Origin of the sequence: Pseudooceanicola spongiae, assembly GCF_014899185.1 — a bacterium.
Lineage (GTDB): Bacteria > Pseudomonadota > Alphaproteobacteria > Rhodobacterales > Rhodobacteraceae > Pseudooceanicola > Pseudooceanicola spongiae.
Genome location: NZ_CP045201.1, coordinates 1,465,496 through 1,486,350, shown reverse-complemented (window position 1 = coordinate 1,486,350; position 20,855 = coordinate 1,465,496). Strand labels below are relative to the sequence as shown.

Genomic DNA, 20,855 nt, shown 5'->3' with positions numbered 1-20,855 from the left:
AGACTGCCTGTGCGGCGCGAAAACCTGTCTTTATCGACGCTTGGCCAGTGCCGAAATGGCGAGAGAGGCCAGCACGCAGGTGGTAAACAGATAGAGGCCCCACGCGGTTTCCACCCGGCCGATGCCGATGCCCTTGGACAACACGATATAGAGCGCGATCAGGAAGACATCCGCCATGGCGAGGCGGCCGAGAAAGCCGGTCAGGCGCAGCCAGCGCGGATGGGCCTTGTGTGACAGGACTGCGGCGAGGGTGAGGGTCTTGGCCAGCGGCGCGACCAGGGCAAACAGCGCCACGACGCCCGCCAGCAAAGGGTCGCTGGACCAGAGCGAGCGGATGCCTGAGAGCACCGAAATCTCGGACAGGCCGAAGAACGGCAGCACCCCGGCGCGTGCGAGGGGGGCGGCCCAGGACATTGGGAACAGGATCAGCAGGGCGAGGTTGGCGATGAACAGCGCCCGGCGCATCAGCGCACGGCTTCGATGGGCCCCGTGGCGCGGCCATGGATGAACTGATCGACGTAGGGATCGCCCGAGCTATCCATCTGCGACACCGGCCCGGTCCACTGGATGACGCCGTCGTGCAGCATGGCGATGTCATCGGCAATGGCACGGACCGAAGACATGTCGTGCGTGATGGTCATGGCGGTGGCGCCCATCTCGACCACGATCTCGCGGATCAGGTCGTTGATGACGCCGGCCATGATCGGGTCGAGACCAGTGGTGGGTTCGTCGAAAAAGATGATCTCGGGGTCAGCGGCGATGGCGCGGGCGAGGCCGACGCGCTTTTGCATGCCGCCCGACAGCTCAGCCGGCAGACGGTCGGCCACATCGGGCTTCAGGCCGACGCGGCGCAGCTTTTCGATCGCGATCTCGCGGGCCTCGGCGCGGGGGCGCTTGAGACTGCCGCGCATCAGGCGGAAGGCGACGTTCTGCCAGACGGGCAGGCTGTCGAACAGCGCAGCCCCCTGAAACAGCATCCCGAAGCGCGCCAGAAAGGCATCGCGGTCGCCCTTGGTGGCATCCTTGCCATCGACGAGGATGGTGCCGGAGTCAGCTTTGACCAGCCCGAGGATGCACTTCAGCAGCACCGATTTGCCGGTGCCCGAGCCGCCGATGATCACGGTGGACGTGCCCTTGGGGATATGCAGATCGACGCCGCGCAGGACCGCGTTGCTGCCGAAGGTCTTCTTGACCTGTTCCATGCGGATCATAGCGAGAAGAACACCCCCGTGAGCAGGAAATTGCAGGCCAGGATCAGGATCGCAGCGGCCTCGACCGAGGATTTCGTTGCACTGCCAACACCTTGCGCGCCGCGCCCCGAGTTCATCCCGAAGTAGCAGCCCAGCAGGGCCGCGATGACACCAAAGGCCGCGCCCTTGACCAGCGAGGAGATCACGTCCAGCGGCTCCAGAAAGCTGACGGTGTTCTGGATATAGGCGGCGTGGTTGAACCCGAGGGAATAGGTCGACACGAGATAGCCACCCATCACGCCGACGATGTCGCCAATGCCGACAAGGATCGGAACCGTGATCAGCGCCGCCAGAACGCGCGGCACGGTGAGGTATTTCATCGGATTCGTCGACAGGGTGATCAGGGCGTCGATCTGCTCGGTCACCTTCATCGTCGCGATTTCCGCAGCAATGGAGGAGGTGACGCGCGCTGCGATCATCAGGCCGACCATGACGGGGCCAAGTTCGCGCACGATGCCGATGGCGACGATCTGCGGCACGACGGATTCGACATCAAAGCGCGAGCCACCCGCATAGATCTGCAAGGCCAGTGCACCGCCGGTGAAGATCGCGGTCAGCCCGACGACCGGCAGCGACAGCCAGCCGATGTTGACCAGCGCCAGCGCGAACTCCCGCCCATAAAACGGGGGCCGCACGATATGCGAGAGGGTCTGTGCGAAATAGATGAACAGGCGGCCGAACATCGCCAGAAAGCCAAGAAAGGTGCGCCCTATGCGGGCGAGGAGGCGCAGGAGCAAGGCCATCTATTCGACATAGCTCCGTTTGTAGCGATTGCCGAGCGCGGTCAGGATCTCGTAGCCAATGGTGCCCGCGTTATCGGCCAGCACGTCCACGGTCTGCACTTCGTTCAGCAGGCTGAGGGTCTCAGGGACCTCTTCCGCGAGGTCGGTGATGTCGACGGTGATCAGATCCATCGAGATACGTCCGACCACGGGGCAGGCGACGTTGCCCGCATAAAGATAGGTGTTCGGGGCCATGGCGCGGTGGATGCCATCGGCGTAGCCCGCCGCGACAGTGGCAATCACGCTGGGGCGTTGCGCGACCCAGGTGTTGCCATAGCCGACGGTCTCGCCGGGGATCACGTCGCGGGTCTGGATGATCGGCAGGTCGAGGTGCACGACAGGCGTCGCCTCCTCAAACGGAAAGCCGCCATAAAGTCCGATGCCGGGGCGGGTCACGTCGCAATGATATTCAGGTCCAAGCAGGATGCCGCCTGTCGCAGAGAGCGAGCAGGGCACGCCGAGGCCTTGGGTCATCTCGCGGAACATCGCCAGCTGGTGGGCATTCATCGGGTGCCCCGGCTCGTCCGCGCAGGCGAGGTGGGACATGATCAGCGTGGGGTTCTGGGCCAGAGCGATGTCGCGCAGGGCGTCCCATTCACCGGGCTCCATCCCGAGGCGGTTCATCCCCGAATCAAGCTGGACACCGAAGGCATGGCCCGGCAGCGCTTCGACATGGCGCAGCAGCTGGTCGATGGAGTTCAGCATCGGCGTCAGACCGGCCTGAGCGATCAGATCGGTGTCACCGGGCATGTGGCCGGCGAAGACGTTGATCTCGGGGGCAGGGCCAAGCGCGCGGCGCAGCGCCAGACCCTCTTCCGGGACGGCGACGAAAAAGCGGCGTGCGCCGGCGGCGGCAAGCGCCTTACCGACACGTTCGACCCCCAATCCATAGCCGTTGGCCTTGACCACCGCACCCGTTTCCACGGTTTCGGAGGAGGCGGAATCCAACATGCGCCAATTGGAAGTCAGCGCGTCGAGGTCAATTGTAAGGCGTGCGGTGCTCATGGCCGCTTTTTGCTGGCCCGGACGCGCCTGTGCAAGGGGAATATCTGTGCCGGGTCGCTATTGGCGCGGTGACCCGCTGATAGAGGGGGGAATCCGGGGGGTATTGACGGATTTGAGTGGGCTTAGCCGGGGAAAGGGCGGTGACGCGGCGCCCTCACGGCTCCCAGTTCTGGCGAAAGCGGTCCCATGTCTTTTCGCCGGTCATGCAATCGAAGGTGCCGGGGGCGGTGCCTGCGACTGGAACGATCATCTGGGCATGCTGGATCTGCGGCGTGGCAGAGGCGATCTCCATCAGGATTTTCTGCCGCACGGCACCGGCAAACTCATCCCAGCTGCGCACAGGGACCACGAAGGATCCCTGACCGCCGATCACGCAGTCGCGGTAGTAGATATCGAGATCGCTGGCGGCCCACTGCCCTGCGCCGTCCTGTTCCGTCATCAGAGGCAGGCCGTTGATGATGATCCCCTGCTCCAGAACCCTGTCGCGCGAAGCCTCTACAGGGGCGCCGGAGTTGTTCGGACCATCCCCGGAGACGTCGATGACGCGGCGCAGACCCTGATATTTATTGCCCTGAATAAGCTCGGCCGCGTAATCAAGCGCGGAGGAGATCGACGTGCGCTGCATCCCGAAAGGCTGGGTGTTCATGAGAGTTGCCGAGACCGCCTCAGCCTCGGCCATCGTGCCGATGGTCGTCCAGTCGAGCACGATGCGGTGGTTGCCGGGGCCGGCCCATTCGACATAGGTCACCGCGATCCGCCCCAGAAAGCCTTGCGTGATTACATCCATCACCGCGGCGCTGGTCAGCGCAGAGGCATAGCCATGGCGCTGAATGTCGAGTTCCTGCGAGGTCATTGAGCGCGATACGTCGACCATGAGGGCCAGTTCGACGTCAACTTCGATCAGCGTCGGATCATAGGTGAAATCCATGCCGTCGGACCAGCCAGGGGCCGGGAAAAGAGCGAGGAGGAGAATAAATACATATCGCATGTCAGCTAGTGTCCCGTTGGTTTCACGAGTCTGTCCAATACATTCGCTGCAACGCAGCGAATGCGAGCGGCGAACACCGCATGAGTTGCTTAAAGAGTTAGCTGTTTTGCGTTAACGTCAGATTTCCGGAACTGAAAAACTGCGTTTCCTCAGCAAAAGGCATGAAGGCGCCGTCGACCGGCTGATTAATCTTCTGGCAAGATTTTATGCTGCAGGTGCACAGTGCTCGCGTCTACAAGGGGCGCTGAGGCTACCTCATGGGCCCCTCGCAAGGCCGGGGCCGCAGGGGCTGACAACGCAAAAAGGCCCCCGCAGGGGCCTGTCATGCGGCGCACTGGCAATGACGCCAGAGGGCAAATTTAGCAAGCGTGTTCATCCGCTTGCCGGGCGCAGACGTCAGCCTCGACCGGGCGACGCCTGCGGGGCGGGGTCAGTATTCGTCGGCGTCCTGCTGCCAGGGCTTCACGAGGTTGCCGAAGCGGGTAAAGCGGCCCTCGAAAGACAGCTCGATCGAGCCGATGGGGCCGTGACGTTGCTTGCCAATGATGACCTCGGCCTTGCCATGCAGACGTTCCATCCGCTGTTGCCAGGCGGCAATTTCGTCCAGTCGGTCGTCAGATGGCTTCTCGCGCTCGACATAATATTCCTCGCGGAACACGAACATCACCACGTCGGCATCCTGTTCGATCGAGCCTGATTCCCTGAGGTCGGACAGCTGAGGCCGCTTGTCTTCGCGGTTTTCCACGCCGCGCGACAGCTGCGACAGGGCGATGACCGGGATGTTGAGATCTTTCGCGATGGCCTTCAGACCCATCGAGATCTCGCCAATCTCCTGCACCCGGTTTTCGGCGGTGCCGCGCACCAGCTGCAGATAGTCGACGATCAGCAGATCGAGACCATGCGTCCGCTTCAGGCGCCGCGCCCGAGCCGCAAGCTGGGCAATCGGAATGGCGGCGGTGTCATCGATATAAAGCGGGCAGGATTCGAGATCCTTGGCGGCCTGTACGAAACGGCGGAATTCCTCTTCGGTCATATCGCCGCGTCGGATCTGCTCGGAGGGGACCTCAGATGCCTCGGACAGGATCCGGGCGGCCAGCTGCTCGGCGCTCATCTCCAGCGAATAGAAGCCGACGACGCCGCCCTCGACCGCGCCCTGGCTGCCATCGGGCAGGGTGCCACGCTTGTAGGCCTTGGCAATGTTGAAGGCGAGGTTGGTCGCCAGCGAGGTTTTCCCCATCGAAGGACGACCCGCCAGGATCAGAAGGTCGGACTTATGCAAACCACCGAGCTTGCGGTCCATATCGATCAGCCCGGTCGAAATCCCGGCCAGACCCCCTTCGCGCATATAGGCGGCATTGGCGACCTGAACGGCATCGGTCACGGCCTTGAGGAACGACACAAAGCCGGTTTCCGACTGGCCCTGTTCGGACAGCTTGTAGAGCTTCTGCTCCGCCTGAACGATCTGTTCGCTGGGGTCGTTGTCGATGTCGACCTTGGTCGCGGCGGCCGAGATATCCTGACCCAGGCGGATCAGCTCTCGCCGCACGGCCAGGTCATAGATCATTTGTGCATAGTCACGCACAGCGAACGAGGACACGGCCGCCCCGGCCAGCTTGGCAAGGTAGGACGGCCCGCCAAGTTCCTTCAGCCCTTCGTCGTCCGCAAGGAAAGCCTTCAGCGTCACGGGTGAGGCGAGGTTGTTCTTGGCGATGCGCGCAGCGGCAATCTCAAAGATCCGCGCATGCACGGGGTCATAGAAATGCCGCGCGCCGATGATCTGGGCGATCCGGTCATAGACGTCATTGTTGGTCAGGATCGCGCCCAGCAACTGCTGCTCGGCCTCGACGGAATGGGGCATGGTGTCGGGCATCTCGACACTTGCGCCTGTCGGATTGAATGCCGTGATCTCGTTCATTGGTATCCCCTGATCTCGTGCCTGTCCGACGGGCTGCTGCGGTGATGCACGGCAGGCTTATGCGCCGCGTGGTTTGCCCGTGCCATCCCGCCATTCCGCCATTCCGTGATAGCGAACGCACCCTCGTCGCTGCGGTCTTTAGCGAACCACGAGGGCATCAGGCAAATTGTATAAACCTGTGGATAAGCTGTGCATGGCGTTTGTCACCAAATGATGTGGCTAAAGACCCGTTCAGGTCAACATCTGTCTGGTTGCACAAGGGAGCCGTGCCGCAAACACCCCAAGCTCCGGCAAAGTGCCGCTTGTTCATGCACAGGCACGGGGCGCGGGTTCACAATCTCCGGCGCCCTGCGCCTCGAAGAATCGCGCCTAGGCCTTGCGGGCCTCCTGCCAGGCGCGCGGCGCCTTCAGAAAGGCTTCGACTTCGTTGAGCGTGGCGTCGCTGAATTCGGCCCGCACGCGCGCCTCCTCAAGGACATCCCACCAAGTGCAAAGATGATGAAGCATCACGCCATGCTCGGCCAGCTTCTCTTCGGTGCCCTCGAAAATCCCGTAGAAAAAGATCACGGCCGTATGTGCGCAGCTGGCTCCGGTTTCCCGGATCGCATCGACAAAGGATAGTTTTGATCCACCATCGGTGGTCAGATCTTCCACCAGCAGAACCCGCTGCCCCTCGCTCATCGCGCCCTCGATACGGGCATTGCGCCCGTATCCCTTAGGTTTCTTGCGCACATACGTCATCGGCAGAGCCATACGTTCTGCCACCAACGCCGCAAAAGGAATGCCCGCGGTTTCCCCGCCCGCAATATTGTCAAAAGCCTCCAGCCCGGCATTGCGCATCACCGTACAGGTCATGAAATCCATCAGGGTGGAGCGAATGCGCGGGTATGAAATCAGCTTGCGGCAATCGATATACGTGGGGGATGGCAAACCGGACGCGAGAGTGAAGGGCTCTTCCGCATTGAAATGCACCGCCTTGATATCAAGCAGCATACCAGCCGTCAGCCGGGCGATTTGCTCTTTCGAGGGGTAGGAGCTGGGAATCATGATCGCGTCCTCTGTAAAATTTTCGTTGTTTCCCTGTTTCAAACATCCCCGCCGGAGGCTTGGGGCTTCCGAGGGAAGCTCCAAAAGATTTTATGCCTCCGGCGGGGATATTTCCGACAGGGAAACGAATTAGTCCGCCACGTGCCAGTCGGGCGTAAAGCCAGGGTCAAAGACAGTGACGGGGCCGTCGCCGCTTTGTATCTTTGCCGGGATCTCACGCGCGCCGCGGTTCAGGGTCAGGGTGCTGGAATTGACCGGCAGTCGATAAAAATTCGGACCATTCAGCGAGGTAAAGGCCTCAAGCTTGTCCAGTGCGTTTTCCTGCTCGAAGACATGCGCCAGGATTGGCATCGTGTTTGTCGCCGTGAAGCATCCCGCGCAGCCGCAGGCGGATTCCTTGGCCGGATCAACATGCGGTGCGCTGTCGGTGCCGAGGAAAAACCGTGGATCCCCAGAGGTCGCAGCCTGGCGCAGGGCCTGCTGATGGGTGGCACGTTTTGCGACGGGCAGGCAGTAGTAATGCGGCTTGATGCCGCCGACCAGGATATGGTTGCGGTTGATCACCAGGTGGTGCGTGGTGATCGTCGCGCCCAGACCGGCAGGTGCGGAGCGCACGTAATCTGCCGCCTGCGAGGTTGTGATATGTTCCATCACCACGCGCAGCTCCGGTACATCACGGCGCAGCGGGTCGAGAACCTTGTCGATGAAGACGGCTTCGCGGTCGAAGATATCGACGTCGGCGTCCGTGACCTCACCATGGGTGCAGAGCGGCAGGCCGATCAGGGCCATCTGCTCCAGTACGGGGCGGATTTTCTTGAAATCGCGCACGCCCGAGGCAGAGTTGGTTGTCGCGCCCGCTGGGTACAGCTTGACCGCCTTGATCAGGCCGGCCGCATGGGCGGCGGCGACATCGGCGGGATCGGTCTCTTCCGTGAGGTAGAGCGTCATCAGCGGCTCGAAATCCATGTCCTCGGGCAGGGCGGCCAGAATGCGGTCGCGGTAGGCTGCGGCCTGGGCGCCTGTCACCACCGGCGGAACGAGGTTCGGCATGATGATCGCACGGGCGAAATGACGCGCGGTTTCGGGCAGGACCGCGTCCAGCATAGCGCCGTCGCGCAGATGCAGGTGCCAGTCATCGGGGCGGTGGATCGTGAGGCTATCGGTCATGATTGCCGATTACCGCAAGCTGTTTGAAAGTGCCAGAGGCTTAGGCGGTAGAAGGCGCATCTGTTGGTCCTATTCATCGGTTGCAGCGTTTGCCTGTGCATCAAGGGCAAATCGGATGATCCTTTGCGCTGCGGCCAGGGGCATGGGCTGGGAGGGCGGTGTCAGTAGCAGGCGTCCGAACAGCGAGCGCTGATCGTCCTGCTGCATCAGTGTCTCGAAACGCTGCCGGCGCCAGGCGACAGCGGCAGCGTGCAGGGCGGCGAGCGTCGGGTCGGCGTGCAGTCGATCAAGCTCAGCGCTGCGTCCCGGTGCCGTGCGCAGGATTGAGCGGTCTTCCTCGATGTTGAAGTTGCGCTCGACCCAGTAGTCCATCGCCATCGGGTCGCTGGCATGGTTGACCCGGCCCCGGTCGGCCTTGAGGAGATAGCTCTCCATCGCGCCAAGGGGGTAGTGGTTGAGCTGGACCAGCCCGTAATTCAACTGCCCGTAGTTCGAGAAAATCCGCGACGTGCGGAAGGCCGGGCCAAGGGCGCGGCCCTGACCGTCGAACCATCTGGCCTGCTCCAGCCGGTCGGTGTCGGGTGCGCGGGGGCGGTGGATGCCGGGTTTGCGATAGATCCCGTCGTTGCGATAGAGCGTCTTGAACATCGACGCGCGCCACGGCCAGATCAGCAGTTCGGGCGCGGCGCGCAGGAAGGTCTCGGTCACGGGGTGGTCCTGATACTTCACCACGCCGGCATTGCCGAACAGCCGCCAGGTCAAGGTGATGGCCGTGGCCTCGGGCACCGCCGCGAGCAGCGCGGGCAGGGTGTGATCGCCCACATGGATATTGACGAATTCGTCGATGTCGCAGGTCAGGATCCAGTCGGCCTGGCGGGTCAGCGGGTGTTTGGCGGCGTTGTTCAGGGCGGTGAACTGGATGCCACGTTGGTCATAGGGGCCATCGTTGCGGACATGCGTCACGAGGTCCAGCGCCTGCAGGCGGTCCAGCATGGTATCGGTGCCGTCCTGACAATCGTTGGAGAACACCAGAATATCGGTGAAGCCGACCATGCGATGATGGGCCAGCCACTCCAGCAGGAAGGCGGCCTCGTTTCGCACGCTCAGAATGGCAAGGAAACGTGTGGTGCCGTTGCTCATTGGGGATTCCTGTCGCCTGGCCCGTGTCCCATGCAAAGCAAGTTCTGCCCGTTGCGTCAATCTTGGCGCGCAAAGGCGACCTTGGTCGCCCTTGACCCGAGCCCTGCGCAATGCAGGCTGAGCCAACCGCGCAAGGAGCACCGCATGACCCAGCCCGCATCCATTGAGGACGTCCAGACCCTGCTTTCCGGGCAGGACTATATCTGTGCGCGCCCCCTCGCCACGGTGGTGTTTCTGGCGCTCAAGCTGGGGCGGCCGCTGTTTCTGGAGGGCGAGCCGGGCACCGGCAAGACCGAGATCGCCAAGGCCATTGCCGCCGCCCTTGGTCGCTGTCTGATCCGGCTGCAGTGCTATGAGGGGCTGGATGCAAGCTCGGCCGTCTATGAGTGGAACTTTGCCGCGCAGATGGTGGCGATCCGCACCGCGGAAGCATCCGGTACAGCGGATCGCGGCGCCCTGCAGGAGGAGCTGTTCGGCCCGGACTACCTGACCGAGCGGCCTTTGTTGCAGGCGATGCGCCCACATGCTGAGGGGCCGCCGGTGTTGCTGATCGACGAGCTGGACCGCACGGATGAACCCTTTGAGGCGTTTCTGCTGGAGGCGCTGTCGGACTTTCAGGTAACGATCCCAGAGCTGGGCACGATCAAGGCGGCGGAACCGCCGATCGTCATCCTGACCTCGAACCGCACGCGCGAGGTGCATGACGCGCTGAAGCGGCGCTGCCTGTATCACTGGGTCGACTACCCCGATTTCGAGCGTGAGATCGAGATCCTGACCGCCCGCGCGCCCGAAGCCAGCGCCGCGCTTAGCCGCGAGATCGTCGCCTTCGTGCAAAAGCTGCGCACCGAAGATCTGTTCAAGAAACCCGGTGTGGCAGAAACCATCGACTGGGCGAAATGTCTGCTGGCACTGGATGTCATCAGCCTCAGCCCCGAGGCGATATCGGACACGCTGGGCGCGATCCTGAAATATCAGGACGATATCGCGCGGGTGCAGGGCAGCGAAGCGAAGCGGCTTCTGGAGGATGTGCGCAAATCTCTGGCCCCGGTGTGAGAGCGCTGGGGAATGGTTGAACTGCCGACGCTGGATCTGCCGGATCACCCGCGTCTGGCGCAGAACATCACTCATTTCGCGCGCGCTCTGCGCAAGGCGGGGCTGCCGATTGGACCGGGGCGCGTCATCGACGCGATTCGCGCGGTCGAGGCGGTAGGCTTCAGCGAAAAACGCGACTTTTACTGGACGCTGCACGCCTGTTTCGTGACACGGCACGAGCAGTCACAGGTCTTTGCGCAGATCTTTCGCCTGTTCTGGCGCGATCCGCGCTACATGGAGCATATGATGTCGCTGCTGCTTCCTGCGGTGCGCGGCGCGCAGGAAGATCGCGCGGCAGAGGCGGCGCAGAAACGGGCCGCCGAGGCCTTGCTCGATGGCGCCAACCCCAAGGTGCCGCCGCGCGACGACAGCCCCGAAGAGGTCGAGATCGAGATCGATGCCGCGCGCACCCAGTCCTCGGACGAACGCCTGAGGACGCTGGATTTCGAGCAGATGTCGACCGAGGAGATCGCCCGCGCCAAACGGATGATCGCGCGCCTTTCCCTGCCGGTGACGCCGCTGCCCTCACGCCGGGCCATGGCGAGCACATCGGGGGCGCGCATCGATGTCCGCCGCACCCTGCGCCAGTCGATGCGGCAGGGCGGAGAGATCCACAGGCTGGCGCTGAAACGGCCCAGGCCGCGTTGGCCGAACCTGATCGTGCTCTGCGATATCTCCGGCTCGATGAGCCAGTACAGCCGGATGATCCTGCATTTCCTGCATGCGGTCAGCAATGAAAAGGGCGCGGGCTGGGCCAAGGTGCATGCCTTCACCTTCGGCACCCGGTTGACCAATATCACCCGCCACCTGCGTCACCGCGATGTCGATGCCGGCCTCGCCGCGGCGGGGGCCGAGGCGCAGGACTGGGAGGGCGGCACACGCATCGGTCAGTGCCTGCGCGCCTTCAACCGCGACTGGTCGCGCCGGGTGATGGGGCAGGGCGCCATCGTGCTGCTGATCACCGACGGGCTGGAGCGCGACGATCCCGAGGCCCTAGCGGCGGAATGCGAACGCCTGCAGCTGTCCGCCCGGCGTGTGATCTGGCTCAACCCGCTGCTGCGCTGGGATGGGTTTGCACCCAAAGCGCGCGGCATTGCCGCGATCCTGCCGCATGTCGACAGTTTCCGGGCCAGCCATTCCATACAATCGCTTGAGGACCTGGGGGCAGCACTTTCTCAGCCCGATGACGGGGGCGAAAAACAAAGAATGCTCAGGCTGTTAGGGAAGGGCTAGGCGCTTTGCCGCCAGAGCTGACACAAACCAGAATTGAACCAATTGCGCAGGGGGCGTGTTTGCTTGCTGAGTGGCCGTCCACGTGATGGCGGTTAAGGAAGGAAACGAATATCATGACCTTGTTAACGAATAGAACCATGTTGAAGAAGAAAACGCTCAAGAGCACCACCGCGCTGGCCGTGAGCATCGCCCTGGCCTTGCCCTCCGCAACGATCGCACAGACGGCGCAGGTTGAAACCAACGCCGATGGCAGTGTCCAGCAAGCCGATGCGGACACGGTTGCAGAGCAGCTGAAGAAGAAGCTCGAAGACGCGCAGAATGCAGAGACGGGCGAGGCCCAGCCTGCAGAAAATGCCGCTGAAGCGCCGACTCCTCCAGAAGCCGAGCCGGTCCCGGAGGCCGCACCTGCGGAACCCGCACCTGCGGAGGCCGCCCCCGCACCGCAAGCGGCCGAGGCTGAGCAGCCCGCGCCGGAGGCCGCGCCTGCGCCTGAAGCTAACGAGGCGCCAGCCCCCGAGGCCGCTCCGGACGTCGCAGCCGAGCAGCCGCAGCCGAAGGCTGCCCCCACTGAAGCCGAGCTTGCGGACAAGCTGAAGGCCGCTGAAGGCACCGCTGAGCCTGCCGCGCCCGCCGCTGAAGCCGAGGTCGCACCGACTGCCGAGGCAGAGGTTGCGCCAGCGCCCGCTGCGGAACCCGCCCCGGCTGCTGAAGCGGCACCCGCGCCTGCAGCAGAAGCGCCCGCCCCTGCGGCAGAAGCGCCCGCCCCTGCGGCAGAAGCACCGGCCCCTGCGGCTGAGCCAGCTCCGGCACAAGCCGCTGAAGCGCCTGCCGAGGCCCCTGCGGCGGCACCGGTTGAGGCCCCCGCTGCCGAAGCCACTGCCGTCACAGAGGCGCCTGAGGTGAAAGCCGAGCGTCAGGCTGAGGCGCAGGATGCTGCGCAGCAGGAACGCGCCCCCGCCGCCGCCGCTGCAGCGGATGCCGAAGTCGCGGATGTGCAAACGGAGACCGTGACTGCGGACACCGCGCGTTCGTCCAGCGAAGAGTTCACGACCGGCGTCAACGAGCAGGCTCCGCAACCGGCAGCTGCGCCCGCGCCGCAAACGGCGGAACAGCAGAAAGCCGAGCAGAAGGCCAAGGACAAGCGCGACCGCAAGAACGACATCTTTGAAGGCATCGCCAAGGCGGCCCTCGTGGGTCTGGGTGCCTATGCTGTCGGCTCGATCATGAACAACGGTGACAAGGTCGTCACCAACTCCGGCGACCGCGTCGTGGTGGAGCGCAATGGCGAATACGTCGTTCTCAAGGACGATGATGCGCTGCTGCGTCAGCCCGGCAACAACGTGCAGACCGAGACGTTCAACGACGGCTCGACCCGCTCGACCGTGACGCGGGAAGACGGTTCGCGCGTGGTGACCATCCGATCTGCTGACGGTACAGTGCTGCGCCGCACCCGTGAGCTGCAGAATGGCCAGCAGGTCGTTCTGTTCGACGATACGCAGTCGTTTGATCGTGTCCGGGTTTCGGAGCTGCCGCGTCAGCAACAGCGCGTCGTGGAGTATCAGGACAATGACACCCGTGCGCTTGAGCGTGCTCTGTCCGAGCAATCGGACTTTGGGCGCCGCTTCTCGCTGAGTCAGGTGCGCGACATTCGTGCCGTGCGGGCGCTGGTTCCGGAAATCTCGGTGGATCAGATCAACTTTGAAACCGGCAGTGCCGTGATCCGTCCGCAGGAAGCCCGCGAACTGGCCGCCCTGGGGCAGGCGATGAGCGACATGATCGCCAAGAACCCCTCTGAGGTGTTCCTTGTCGAGGGCCACACCGACGCCGTTGGCCGTGCGAGCTATAACCTCGCCCTGTCGGATCGTCGCGCCGAAAGTCTGGCGCTGGCGCTGAGTGAGTATTTCGATGTGCCGCCGGAAAACATGGTGGTGCAGGGCTATGGCGAAAGCGATCTGAAGATTCAGACCGGTGACGCTGCCCGTGAAAACCGCCGCGCTGCCGTGCGCCGCATCACACCGCTGCTGCAAGGCTCCTGAGCCGCGACGCAGAACGATTAGAGTGATTTGGGCCGCCCTGTTGCAGGGGCGGCCCTTTTTCGGTTCTGCGAGGGCGTTCTGCAGTGGCGCACCGCGTCACGACCTTGGGCCATATTGCGGCGCGTCAGGTGCGGGCTTAGGTTGGGGCAAACACAGGAGACCGCGATGGACCTCTTTGACGATATTCCCGAACGTGCCCTGCACTGGCACCGCGAAGGCCAGGGCGCGGCCCTTGCAACGGTCGTGCAGACTTGGGGCAGTGCCCCGCGCCGTACCGGCAGCCAGCTGGCGATCAGTGGTGGGGGCGAGATTGCCGGCTCCGTCTCTGGTGGCTGCGTCGAGGGCGCGGTGGTGATGGAGGCGCTTGAGGCGCTGGAGGATGGCAAGCCGCGTCTGCTGGAGTACGGCGTGTCGGACGGGGATGCCTTTGCCGTGGGGCTGGCTTGTGGCGGCACGATCCGCATTCTGGTCGAACCCGTCGGCGCGGCGCTGCCTGAGGCGATGCTGGCCGATCTGGTTGAGGCCCGCAAAGCGCGCCGCGCCGTGGCCTATCGCGTCAACCCCGACATCGGCGCGCGCTCGCTTGCATTTGAGGGCCACGAGGACCGTTTTCGCATGGATCGCTCGGGGTTTGAGGAGGACGGCGCGACCTTCGTCACCATCCACAACCCGCCGCTGCGTCTGATCCTGATCGGAGCTGTGCATATCGCGCAGGCTCTGGTGCCGATGGCGCGGATTGCGGGCTATGATCCGGTTCTGATCGACCCGCGGGAAAGCTTCGGCTCCTCCGCGCGGTTCCCGGGCGAGACGATCCTGAACGACTGGCCGGATGAGGGGGTGCGCGCCTTTGGCTTGGATGGGCGTACCGCGCTGGTGCTGCTGACGCATGATCCCAAGCTCGACGATCCGGCGCTGATCGAGGCGCTGCGCTCGGATGTCTTTTATATCGGCGCGCTCGGCTCGACCCGCACCCATGCCAAGCGGCGCGAGCGGATGATCGGGGCAGGGTTCACCGACGCGGACCTTGCGCGTATCCACGGGCCGATCGGGCTGGATATCGGCGCGGCGAGCCCGGCGGAAATCGCTGTTTCGATTATCGCCGAGATGACGCAAGTGCTGAGGAAAGGCGCTTGAGGTTTGGCACTGTTGCGCTGGAGCAGGCTGAGGGCGCGGTTCTGGCGCATTCGCTGAGCCTGCCCGATGGCCGCCTGCGCAAGGGCGTCGTGCTGGGGGAGGCCGAGATCGCGCGCCTTCAGGCGGCAGGGCTGGGCGCGGTGACGGCCGCTCAACTCGACCTCGGTGACGTGATCGAGGATGAGGCCGCTGCGCGACTGGCCGCTGCGATGGTGCCGCAGCCTGCGGATGCGGGGCTGCGTCTGGCCCCCGCCAGCACGGGGCGCGTCAACATCTTCGCCGAAGCTCTGGGTGTGGCGGAGGTTCTGGCCGCGCGGATCAATGCGATCAACGCGGTGCATCCGATGATCACTGTGGCCACCGTGCCCGAATGGCAGCGTATGGCGCTGCGGGGTATGGTGGCGACGGTCAAGATCATCTCCTACGCCGTGCCGGGCGAGGCGCTGGAACAGGCCTGTGCCGTCGCCGGGGAGGGCTGCCTGAGGATGCGCCCGACGCAGCGAACCCGAGTCGCGCTGATCCAGACCGTGGTGGGCACCAGCGACAGCGCCAAGGGCCGCAAGGCGGTGGAAACCCGTCTGACCCGTCTGGGCGCGGCGCTGACGGACGAGGCCGAGGCTCAGCACAGCCAACCCGCCCTCGCGACGGCTCTGGCTGAGGTCCTCGGACGCGGTCAGGTCGATGCGATCCTGATCTTGACCGGCTCGGCGACCTCGGACCCGGACGATATTGCCCCGGCGGCGGTGCGTCAGGTCGGCGGGCAGATCACCCGCTTTGGCATGCCGGTCGATCCGGGCAACCTTTTGTTTCTGGGCGATATCGTTGGCTTGCCGGTGATTGGCCTGCCGGGATGCGCGCGTTCGCCCGCGCTCAATGGCGCCGACTGGGTGCTGGAGCGGATCCTGTGCGACGTGCCGGTCACTGCGGGCGATATAGCGGGCATGGGCGTCGGTGGTTTGCTGATGGAAATTCCGACACGCCCGCAACCGCGTGATCCGAAATAACGCTGCCCCCTTTTCCCCGGCGCGCGTGCGTGGTTAAGTGCCGCCGAGCAACCAGAACGCAGAGGAAGCGACATGCCGAACATCAGCCTTAAAGTGAACGGTAAAGAGGTGTCCGGAGAGGTCGAAGGCCGTACTCTTCTGGTCGAATTCCTGCGCGAGGGGCTGGGCATGACCGGCACCCACGTCGGCTGCGACACCAGCCAGTGCGGCGCCTGCACGGTGCATGTGAACGGTCAACAGGTCAAAAGCTGCACCATGTTCGCGGTCGAGGCCGAGGGCGCAGAGGTCCGCACGATCGAGGGCATGGCCAACGCAGATGGCACGCTGTCGCCGCTGCAAAAGGCGTTTCAGGATGAACATGGCCTGCAGTGCGGCTTTTGCACGCCGGGCATGGTGATGTCGCTGGACACGCTGCTGGCCAGCAACCCCAAGCCCACTGAAGACGAAATCCGCTATCACCTGCAGGGCAATATCTGCCGCTGCACCGGCTATCATAACATCGTCAAGGCGGCGCTGGCGGCCTCGGGCCAGATCTGAGACGAACCGTCTCGCTCAACCGCGCGACAGCATACCCCGTACAAAACAAAACGCCCTCCGGCTGGAGGGCGTTAATTTTTTACCGATAGTGGCAGAGATCAGCGCGACATGGGGCCGATCATCATGACCATCTGACGGCCTTCCATTTTCGGCATGTTCTCGACCTTGCCGATTTCCTTGGTGTCTTCCGCGACGCGTTCCAGCAGTTCACGGCCAAGGTTCTGGTGTGCCATTTCACGACCACGGAAACGCAGGGTGACCTTCACCTTGTCGCCGCCTTCAAGAAACTTGACCACGTTGCGCATCTTGACTTCGTAGTCGTGCACATCGGTGTTGGGGCGGAACTTGACCTCCTTCACCTCGATGATCTTCTGCTTCTTGCGCGCTTCGGATTCGCGTTTCTGCTGCTCGTACTTGAACTTGCCGAAATCCATGATCTTGCAGACGGGGGGGGTCGCGTTCGGCGAAATCTCAACGAGGTCGAGGCCGGCCTCTTCTGCGAGCGCCATTGCGCGGGCAGGGGTCACAACACCAACGTTTTCACCTTCCGCCCCGATAAGACGGATTTCAGGGCCGCGAATACGGTCATTTACGCGCGGGCCAGTTTCACGAGTCGGCGGCGCATTGTGGGGTCTGCGGGCTATGGTTTTCTTCCTTTGATCGTTATCGAATTTGAGCCGGGAAAGTAGCTACGGAAACCCGCATTTTCAAGCGGGAAATCGCCATCTTCCCTTGGTTAACAACAAAAGGGCGGCGCTGGTTCCCCGCCGCCCCTTCGCAAGGGTCTGTTTCTGGGGTCAGTCGACGAAGGCTTTTTCGACGACATACTGCTGAGGATCGGAATTTGCGCCCTCTTTCAGGCCGTAGCCCTCCATCAGGTCCTTGATCTCGATGTTGAAGGCAAGGTTGCCGCAGACCATGGCACGGTCGGTCTCAGGCTGCATCGGTTCGATGCCGAGATCGGCAAACACTTCGCCCGAGCGCATCAGGTCGGTGATGCGGCCCATCTTGGGGCTCTCTTCGCGGGTCGTGGTGGGGTAGTAGCGCAGCTTGGCCAGGTTTTCGGCGCCGATCAGCTCGATCAGCAGCTCGTCTTCCTTGATCGACTTGATCAGCTCCGCGCCATAGGTCAGCTCGCCAACCTCGCGGCAGGTATGGGTGATGATGACTTCTTCATAATCTTCGTAGGTTTGCGGGTCGCGCAGAAGCGACGCAAAGGGCGCAAAGCCGGTGCCGGTCGAGAAGAACCACAGCCGCTTGCCGGGCAGCAGCGCGTCATGCACCAGCGTGCCGACGGGCTTGGGGCGCAGGATGATTTCGTCGCCGACTTCGATGTTCTGCAGACGCGAGGTCAGCGGGCCATCGGGGACCTTGATCGAATAGAACTCCAGTTCCTCGTCCCAGGAGGGGGAGGCGATGGAATAGGCGCGCAGGATCGGCTTCTGACGGCCGGTCTTTTCGTCCACCGGGCCCATCAGGCCGATCATGACAAACTCACCAGAGCGAAAGCGCAGGCTGGCCGGGCGGGTCACCCGGAACGAGAACAGCCGGTCCGTCCAGTGTTTGACGAAGGTCACTTTCTGGGTGTCCGGCAGGGTCGGCGTCTTGGGAGCGGCTTTATCGGTCACGGCGGTCTCGGTCATTTGTGTACAAAGGGTTTTCACCCCACCTCTATCTTTTTGATCCAGTCTTGGGAAGAGTGACCGGTCGGTTTCAGGCCCCGCGCAGGCGCGACTGATAGTCGTTCTGCTGCCAATTTGCGCGGAATTTCCACTGATCCTCGGGTTGACGGGCCGCGAGGTCATCGCTGATCTCGACATCGTCAAAGCCACAGCGGCGGGCCATGGCGTATTGATCGGCGATCACATGGCCGGTGGCGCGCAGCTTGCCGGTATAGCCGTGGTCACGCAGCACCCGCGCGATGGTGAAGCCGCGCCCGTCGGCCGAGCTGGGGAATTCCACCCGTACCAGCTTCGGTGCGCCCGACAGGTCGACATCCTGCGGCTTCGTGTCTGACGGCAGCGTCAGGATTTCGGCTGCATCAAGGTCGGCGGCCCAGTCGGTGGCCGCAAAGCCTGCATCGGTGACGATAACGCTCATGCGTTTCCTCCAGTTTTAACGATCTTGCCGTCGACGACATGGATGCCGCATTCGGTCTTGTTCTGTCCGCGCCAGCGTCCGGCGCGCGGGTCTTCGCCCGGCGCCACGGGCGAGGTGCAGGGCGCACAGCCGATGGAGGGATAGCCGCGCGACACCAGCGGATGCTTGGGCAGGCGGTTTTCCTCCATATAGGCGCGCACGTCCTCGGGATGCCAATGGGCCAGCGGGTTGACCTTGATGCGATCTACCCCGTCGGCCTCAAAGAACTGCAGCGCGGCGCGGGTCGAGCTTTGGAAGCGCTTGCGCCCGGTTATCCAGCCGTCGAACTGGCTCAGCGCCTTTTGCAGGGGCCGGGTCTTGCGCAGGTCGCAGCAGGAGTCGGTGTCGAACTGGTGCAGCGTGTCGTCAGGGTCTTCGCGCGACAGGTCGGCGTCAGACGCCTTGATGATCCGCAGATCCTTCAGGCCAAGCCGCTCGGACAGCTCCTGCTGATAGACCAGCGTTTCGGGAAACAGCATCTGCGTGTCGATGAAGAGCACGGGAACCGAGCGGTCGACCATCGACACGAGGTGCAGCAGCGCCACGGATTCCGCCCCGAAAGAGCTGACGAGGGCAAGGTCGCCCGCGTCAGGATCTTTCAGCGCGGCCTCCAGCACCGATGTGGCGCCGTGATGGCGGTATCTGTCATTCAGCAGTTGCACCTTTGCCGCCAGTTCGGGGGCGGGGGCCGCGCTGAAATCCATCGCGGCTTCAGGCGGCATTGGATTTACCTTCGGCCTTGTCGGGATAAAGCGCCGCCTTGAACGGGTCCGCGCCGAGGCGGCGGTAGGTTTCAAGGAAGGTCTCATCGGCGCTGTCGCGGTGCGCAAGGTAGGCCTTGATGATGCGCTCGATGGCGTTGGTGATTTCTTCGTAGGAGAAACCGGGGCCGGTGCGTTGGCCGATGGTCGCCTCTTCTGTGCCGTCGCCGCCAAGGGTGATCTGGTAGTTCTCGACCCCCGCACGATCGAGGCCAAGGATGCCGATATGGCCGACGTGGTGGTGCCCACAGGCGTTGATGCAGCCCGAGATCTTGATCTTCAGCGGGCCGATCTCATGCTCCATCTTCAGGGCGTCGAAGCGCTGCGCGATTTCCTGGGCGACAGGGATCGAGCGGGCGGTGGCCAGAGCGCAGTAATCCATGCCGGGGCAGGCGATGATATCCGAGATCAGGCCGATGTTGGCGGTGGCGAGGCCTTGGGTCTTCAGCGCGGCATGTAGGGCGGGCAGGTCGGATTTATGGACATGCGGCAGGATGACGTTCTGCTCATGGCTGATGCGGATGTCGTCGTGGCTGTACTTCTCGCCCAGATCGGCCATCAGACGCATCTGATCAGCCGTCGCGTCGCCCGGTGTTTCGCCGTGCTTTTTCAACGAGATGGTGACGATGGCGTAGCCCTCGGCCTTGTGGGCGCTGAGGTTGGTATCGGCCCAGGCGCGGAACACCGGGTCGCTGTAGTAGGCGGCGTCATAGGCCTCGGTCGTGGCATTGCGGAAGGCGGGGGCGGCGAACTGGGATTTGATATTCGCCAGGATCTGCTGATCGACGCCCTCAAATTCGGGGCGCAGCTCGGCAAAGCGGGCCTCGGTCAGCTCCTTGTAGGTCTCGATCCCGTTCTCGTGGACGGTGATCTTGATGCGTGCCTTGTATTTGTTGTCGCGGCGGCCAAGGATGTTGTAAGTGCTGACAATCGCTTCGGAAAATGGCAGAAGGTCTTCCTCGGGCAGGAAGTCGCGGATCACCTTGCCGATCATCGGCGTGCGGCCAAGGCCACCGCCGACGAGGACGCGGTAGCCGCGCTTGCCGTTCTTCTCGACCAGCTGGATGCCGATGTCATGGGCGCGGATCACGGCACGATCGGCCTCGGCACCAATCACGGCGAACTTGAACTTGCGCGGCAGGAACTGGAATTCGGGGTGGTCGGTGGACCACTGGCGCAGCAGCTCGGCCACGGGGCGGGGATCGCCCACCTCATCCGCGGCGGCGCCTGCGAAGTGGTCGGCGGTCACGTTGCGGATGGTGTTGCCGCTGGTCTGAATGGCGTGCATCTCGACCTCGCTCAGCGCGTCGAGCATATCGGGCACGTCGCGCAGGGTCGGCCAGTTGTATTGGATGTTCTGGCGGGTGGTGAAGTGGCCATAGCCCTTGTCCCACTTCTCGGCAATCAGGGCGAGCTGGCGCATCTGGGCGCTGCGCAGCGTGCCATAGGGGATTGCGACGCGCAGCATATAGGCGTGCAGCTGCAGATAGAGACCGTTCATCAGGCGCAGCGGCTTGAATTCCTCCTCGGTCAGCGAGCCATCGATGCGGCGCTCGACCTGCGCGCGGAACTGGGCGTTACGCTCGGCCAGGAAGGCTTTGTCGAATTCGGAATAGGTATACATT

20 protein-coding genes are annotated in these 20,855 nt (G+C 63.5%); 6 read left to right on the top strand and 14 right to left on the bottom strand.

Features of this window, described 5'->3' with window-relative positions; all coding sequences use genetic code 11:
• Window positions 1-30 precede the first annotated feature (30 nt).
• The 9 genes from F3W81_RS07105 to F3W81_RS07065 all read right to left on the bottom strand — a co-directional run bounded on the left by F3W81_RS07105 (window position 31) and on the right by F3W81_RS07065 (window position 9,294).
• Window positions 31-465 carry a paraquat-inducible protein A gene (locus F3W81_RS07105; protein ID WP_193082919.1) on the bottom strand — a complete coding sequence of 145 codons (435 nt, stop codon included), beginning with the start codon at window positions 463-465 and terminating at the stop codon, window positions 31-33.
• Window positions 465-1,211, bottom strand: coding sequence for an ABC transporter ATP-binding protein (locus F3W81_RS07100; RefSeq protein ID WP_193082918.1), 747 nt, complete (start codon window positions 1,209-1,211; stop codon window positions 465-467). The genes F3W81_RS07105 and F3W81_RS07100 overlap by 1 nt, the downstream gene beginning before the upstream one ends.
• Window positions 1,208-1,993: an MlaE family ABC transporter permease gene (locus F3W81_RS07095; RefSeq protein WP_193082917.1), complete on the bottom strand. Its 786-nt coding sequence runs from the start codon at window positions 1,991-1,993 to the stop codon at window positions 1,208-1,210. The genes F3W81_RS07100 and F3W81_RS07095 overlap by 4 nt, the downstream gene beginning before the upstream one ends.
• Complete coding sequence (alr, locus tag F3W81_RS07090; protein WP_193082916.1) at window positions 1,994-3,037, bottom strand: alanine racemase; 1,044 nt, start codon at window positions 3,035-3,037, stop codon at window positions 1,994-1,996.
• 154 nt (window positions 3,038-3,191) lie between these two features.
• The gene (locus F3W81_RS07085) at window positions 3,192-4,025 is read right to left on the bottom strand and encodes a DUF1194 domain-containing protein (RefSeq protein WP_193082915.1); all 834 of its coding nucleotides are present in this window, start codon (window positions 4,023-4,025) and stop codon (window positions 3,192-3,194) included.
• Window positions 4,026-4,455: 430 nt separating this feature from the next.
• Window positions 4,456-5,940, bottom strand: a complete 1,485-nt coding sequence (locus F3W81_RS07080; RefSeq protein WP_193082914.1) for a replicative DNA helicase — start codon at window positions 5,938-5,940, stop codon at window positions 4,456-4,458.
• 369 nt (window positions 5,941-6,309) lie between these two features.
• Entirely contained in the window at window positions 6,310-6,987 is a 678-nt protein-coding gene (locus F3W81_RS07075; RefSeq protein ID WP_193083697.1) for an orotate phosphoribosyltransferase, read from the bottom strand.
• A 129-nt stretch (window positions 6,988-7,116) separates the two neighbouring features.
• On the bottom strand, window positions 7,117-8,154 hold the full coding sequence (gene pyrC, locus F3W81_RS07070) for a dihydroorotase (protein WP_193082913.1): 1,038 nt from the start codon (window positions 8,152-8,154) through the stop codon (window positions 7,117-7,119).
• Between the two features lie 69 nt (window positions 8,155-8,223).
• Complete coding sequence (locus F3W81_RS07065) at window positions 8,224-9,294, bottom strand: glycosyltransferase family 2 protein (RefSeq protein WP_193082912.1); 1,071 nt, start codon at window positions 9,292-9,294, stop codon at window positions 8,224-8,226.
• 144 nt (window positions 9,295-9,438) lie between these two features.
• Here F3W81_RS07065 and F3W81_RS07060 point away from each other — a divergent pair, with 144 nt between their 5' ends.
• The 6 genes from F3W81_RS07060 (at window position 9,439) to F3W81_RS07035 (ending at window position 16,330) form a co-directional block, all read left to right on the top strand.
• Complete coding sequence (locus tag F3W81_RS07060; protein ID WP_193082911.1) at window positions 9,439-10,347, top strand: AAA family ATPase; 909 nt, start codon at window positions 9,439-9,441, stop codon at window positions 10,345-10,347.
• Window positions 10,348-10,359: 12 nt separating this feature from the next.
• A complete protein-coding gene (locus F3W81_RS07055; protein WP_193082910.1) occupies window positions 10,360-11,619 on the top strand; it encodes a vWA domain-containing protein in 1,260 nt (419 codons plus the stop codon).
• 137 nt (window positions 11,620-11,756) lie between these two features.
• Window positions 11,757-13,655, top strand: coding sequence for an OmpA family protein (locus F3W81_RS07050; protein ID WP_193082909.1), 1,899 nt, complete (start codon window positions 11,757-11,759; stop codon window positions 13,653-13,655).
• A 165-nt stretch (window positions 13,656-13,820) separates the two neighbouring features.
• Window positions 13,821-14,789, top strand: a complete 969-nt coding sequence (locus tag F3W81_RS07045) for an XdhC family protein (protein ID WP_193082908.1) — start codon at window positions 13,821-13,823, stop codon at window positions 14,787-14,789.
• A complete protein-coding gene (locus tag F3W81_RS07040) occupies window positions 14,786-15,793 on the top strand; it encodes a molybdopterin-binding protein (protein WP_193082907.1) in 1,008 nt (335 codons plus the stop codon). Before F3W81_RS07045 ends, F3W81_RS07040 begins: the two co-directional genes overlap by 4 nt.
• A 72-nt stretch (window positions 15,794-15,865) precedes the next feature.
• A complete protein-coding gene (locus F3W81_RS07035; RefSeq protein WP_193082906.1) occupies window positions 15,866-16,330 on the top strand; it encodes a (2Fe-2S)-binding protein in 465 nt (154 codons plus the stop codon).
• Window positions 16,331-16,428: 98 nt separating this feature from the next.
• On the opposite strand, the gene infC is transcribed toward F3W81_RS07035, so the two are convergent.
• The 5 genes from infC to F3W81_RS07010 form a co-directional block, all read right to left on the bottom strand.
• On the bottom strand, window positions 16,429-16,887 hold the full coding sequence (gene infC / locus F3W81_RS07030; RefSeq protein ID WP_264298912.1) for a translation initiation factor IF-3: 459 nt from the start codon (window positions 16,885-16,887) through the stop codon (window positions 16,429-16,431).
• 240 nt (window positions 16,888-17,127) lie between these two features.
• Window positions 17,128-17,973, bottom strand: coding sequence for a ferredoxin--NADP reductase (locus F3W81_RS07025; protein WP_193082905.1), 846 nt, complete (start codon window positions 17,971-17,973; stop codon window positions 17,128-17,130).
• A gap of 70 nt (window positions 17,974-18,043) precedes the next feature.
• Complete coding sequence (locus F3W81_RS07020) at window positions 18,044-18,430, bottom strand: DUF934 domain-containing protein (protein ID WP_193082904.1); 387 nt, start codon at window positions 18,428-18,430, stop codon at window positions 18,044-18,046.
• Complete coding sequence (locus tag F3W81_RS07015) at window positions 18,427-19,191, bottom strand: phosphoadenylyl-sulfate reductase (RefSeq protein WP_193082903.1); 765 nt, start codon at window positions 19,189-19,191, stop codon at window positions 18,427-18,429. The genes F3W81_RS07020 and F3W81_RS07015 overlap by 4 nt, the downstream gene beginning before the upstream one ends.
• Window positions 19,181-20,854 carry a nitrite/sulfite reductase gene (locus F3W81_RS07010; protein WP_193082902.1) on the bottom strand — a complete coding sequence of 558 codons (1,674 nt, stop codon included), beginning with the start codon at window positions 20,852-20,854 and terminating at the stop codon, window positions 19,181-19,183. The genes F3W81_RS07015 and F3W81_RS07010 overlap by 11 nt, the downstream gene beginning before the upstream one ends.
• Window position 20,855 lies beyond the last annotated feature (1 nt).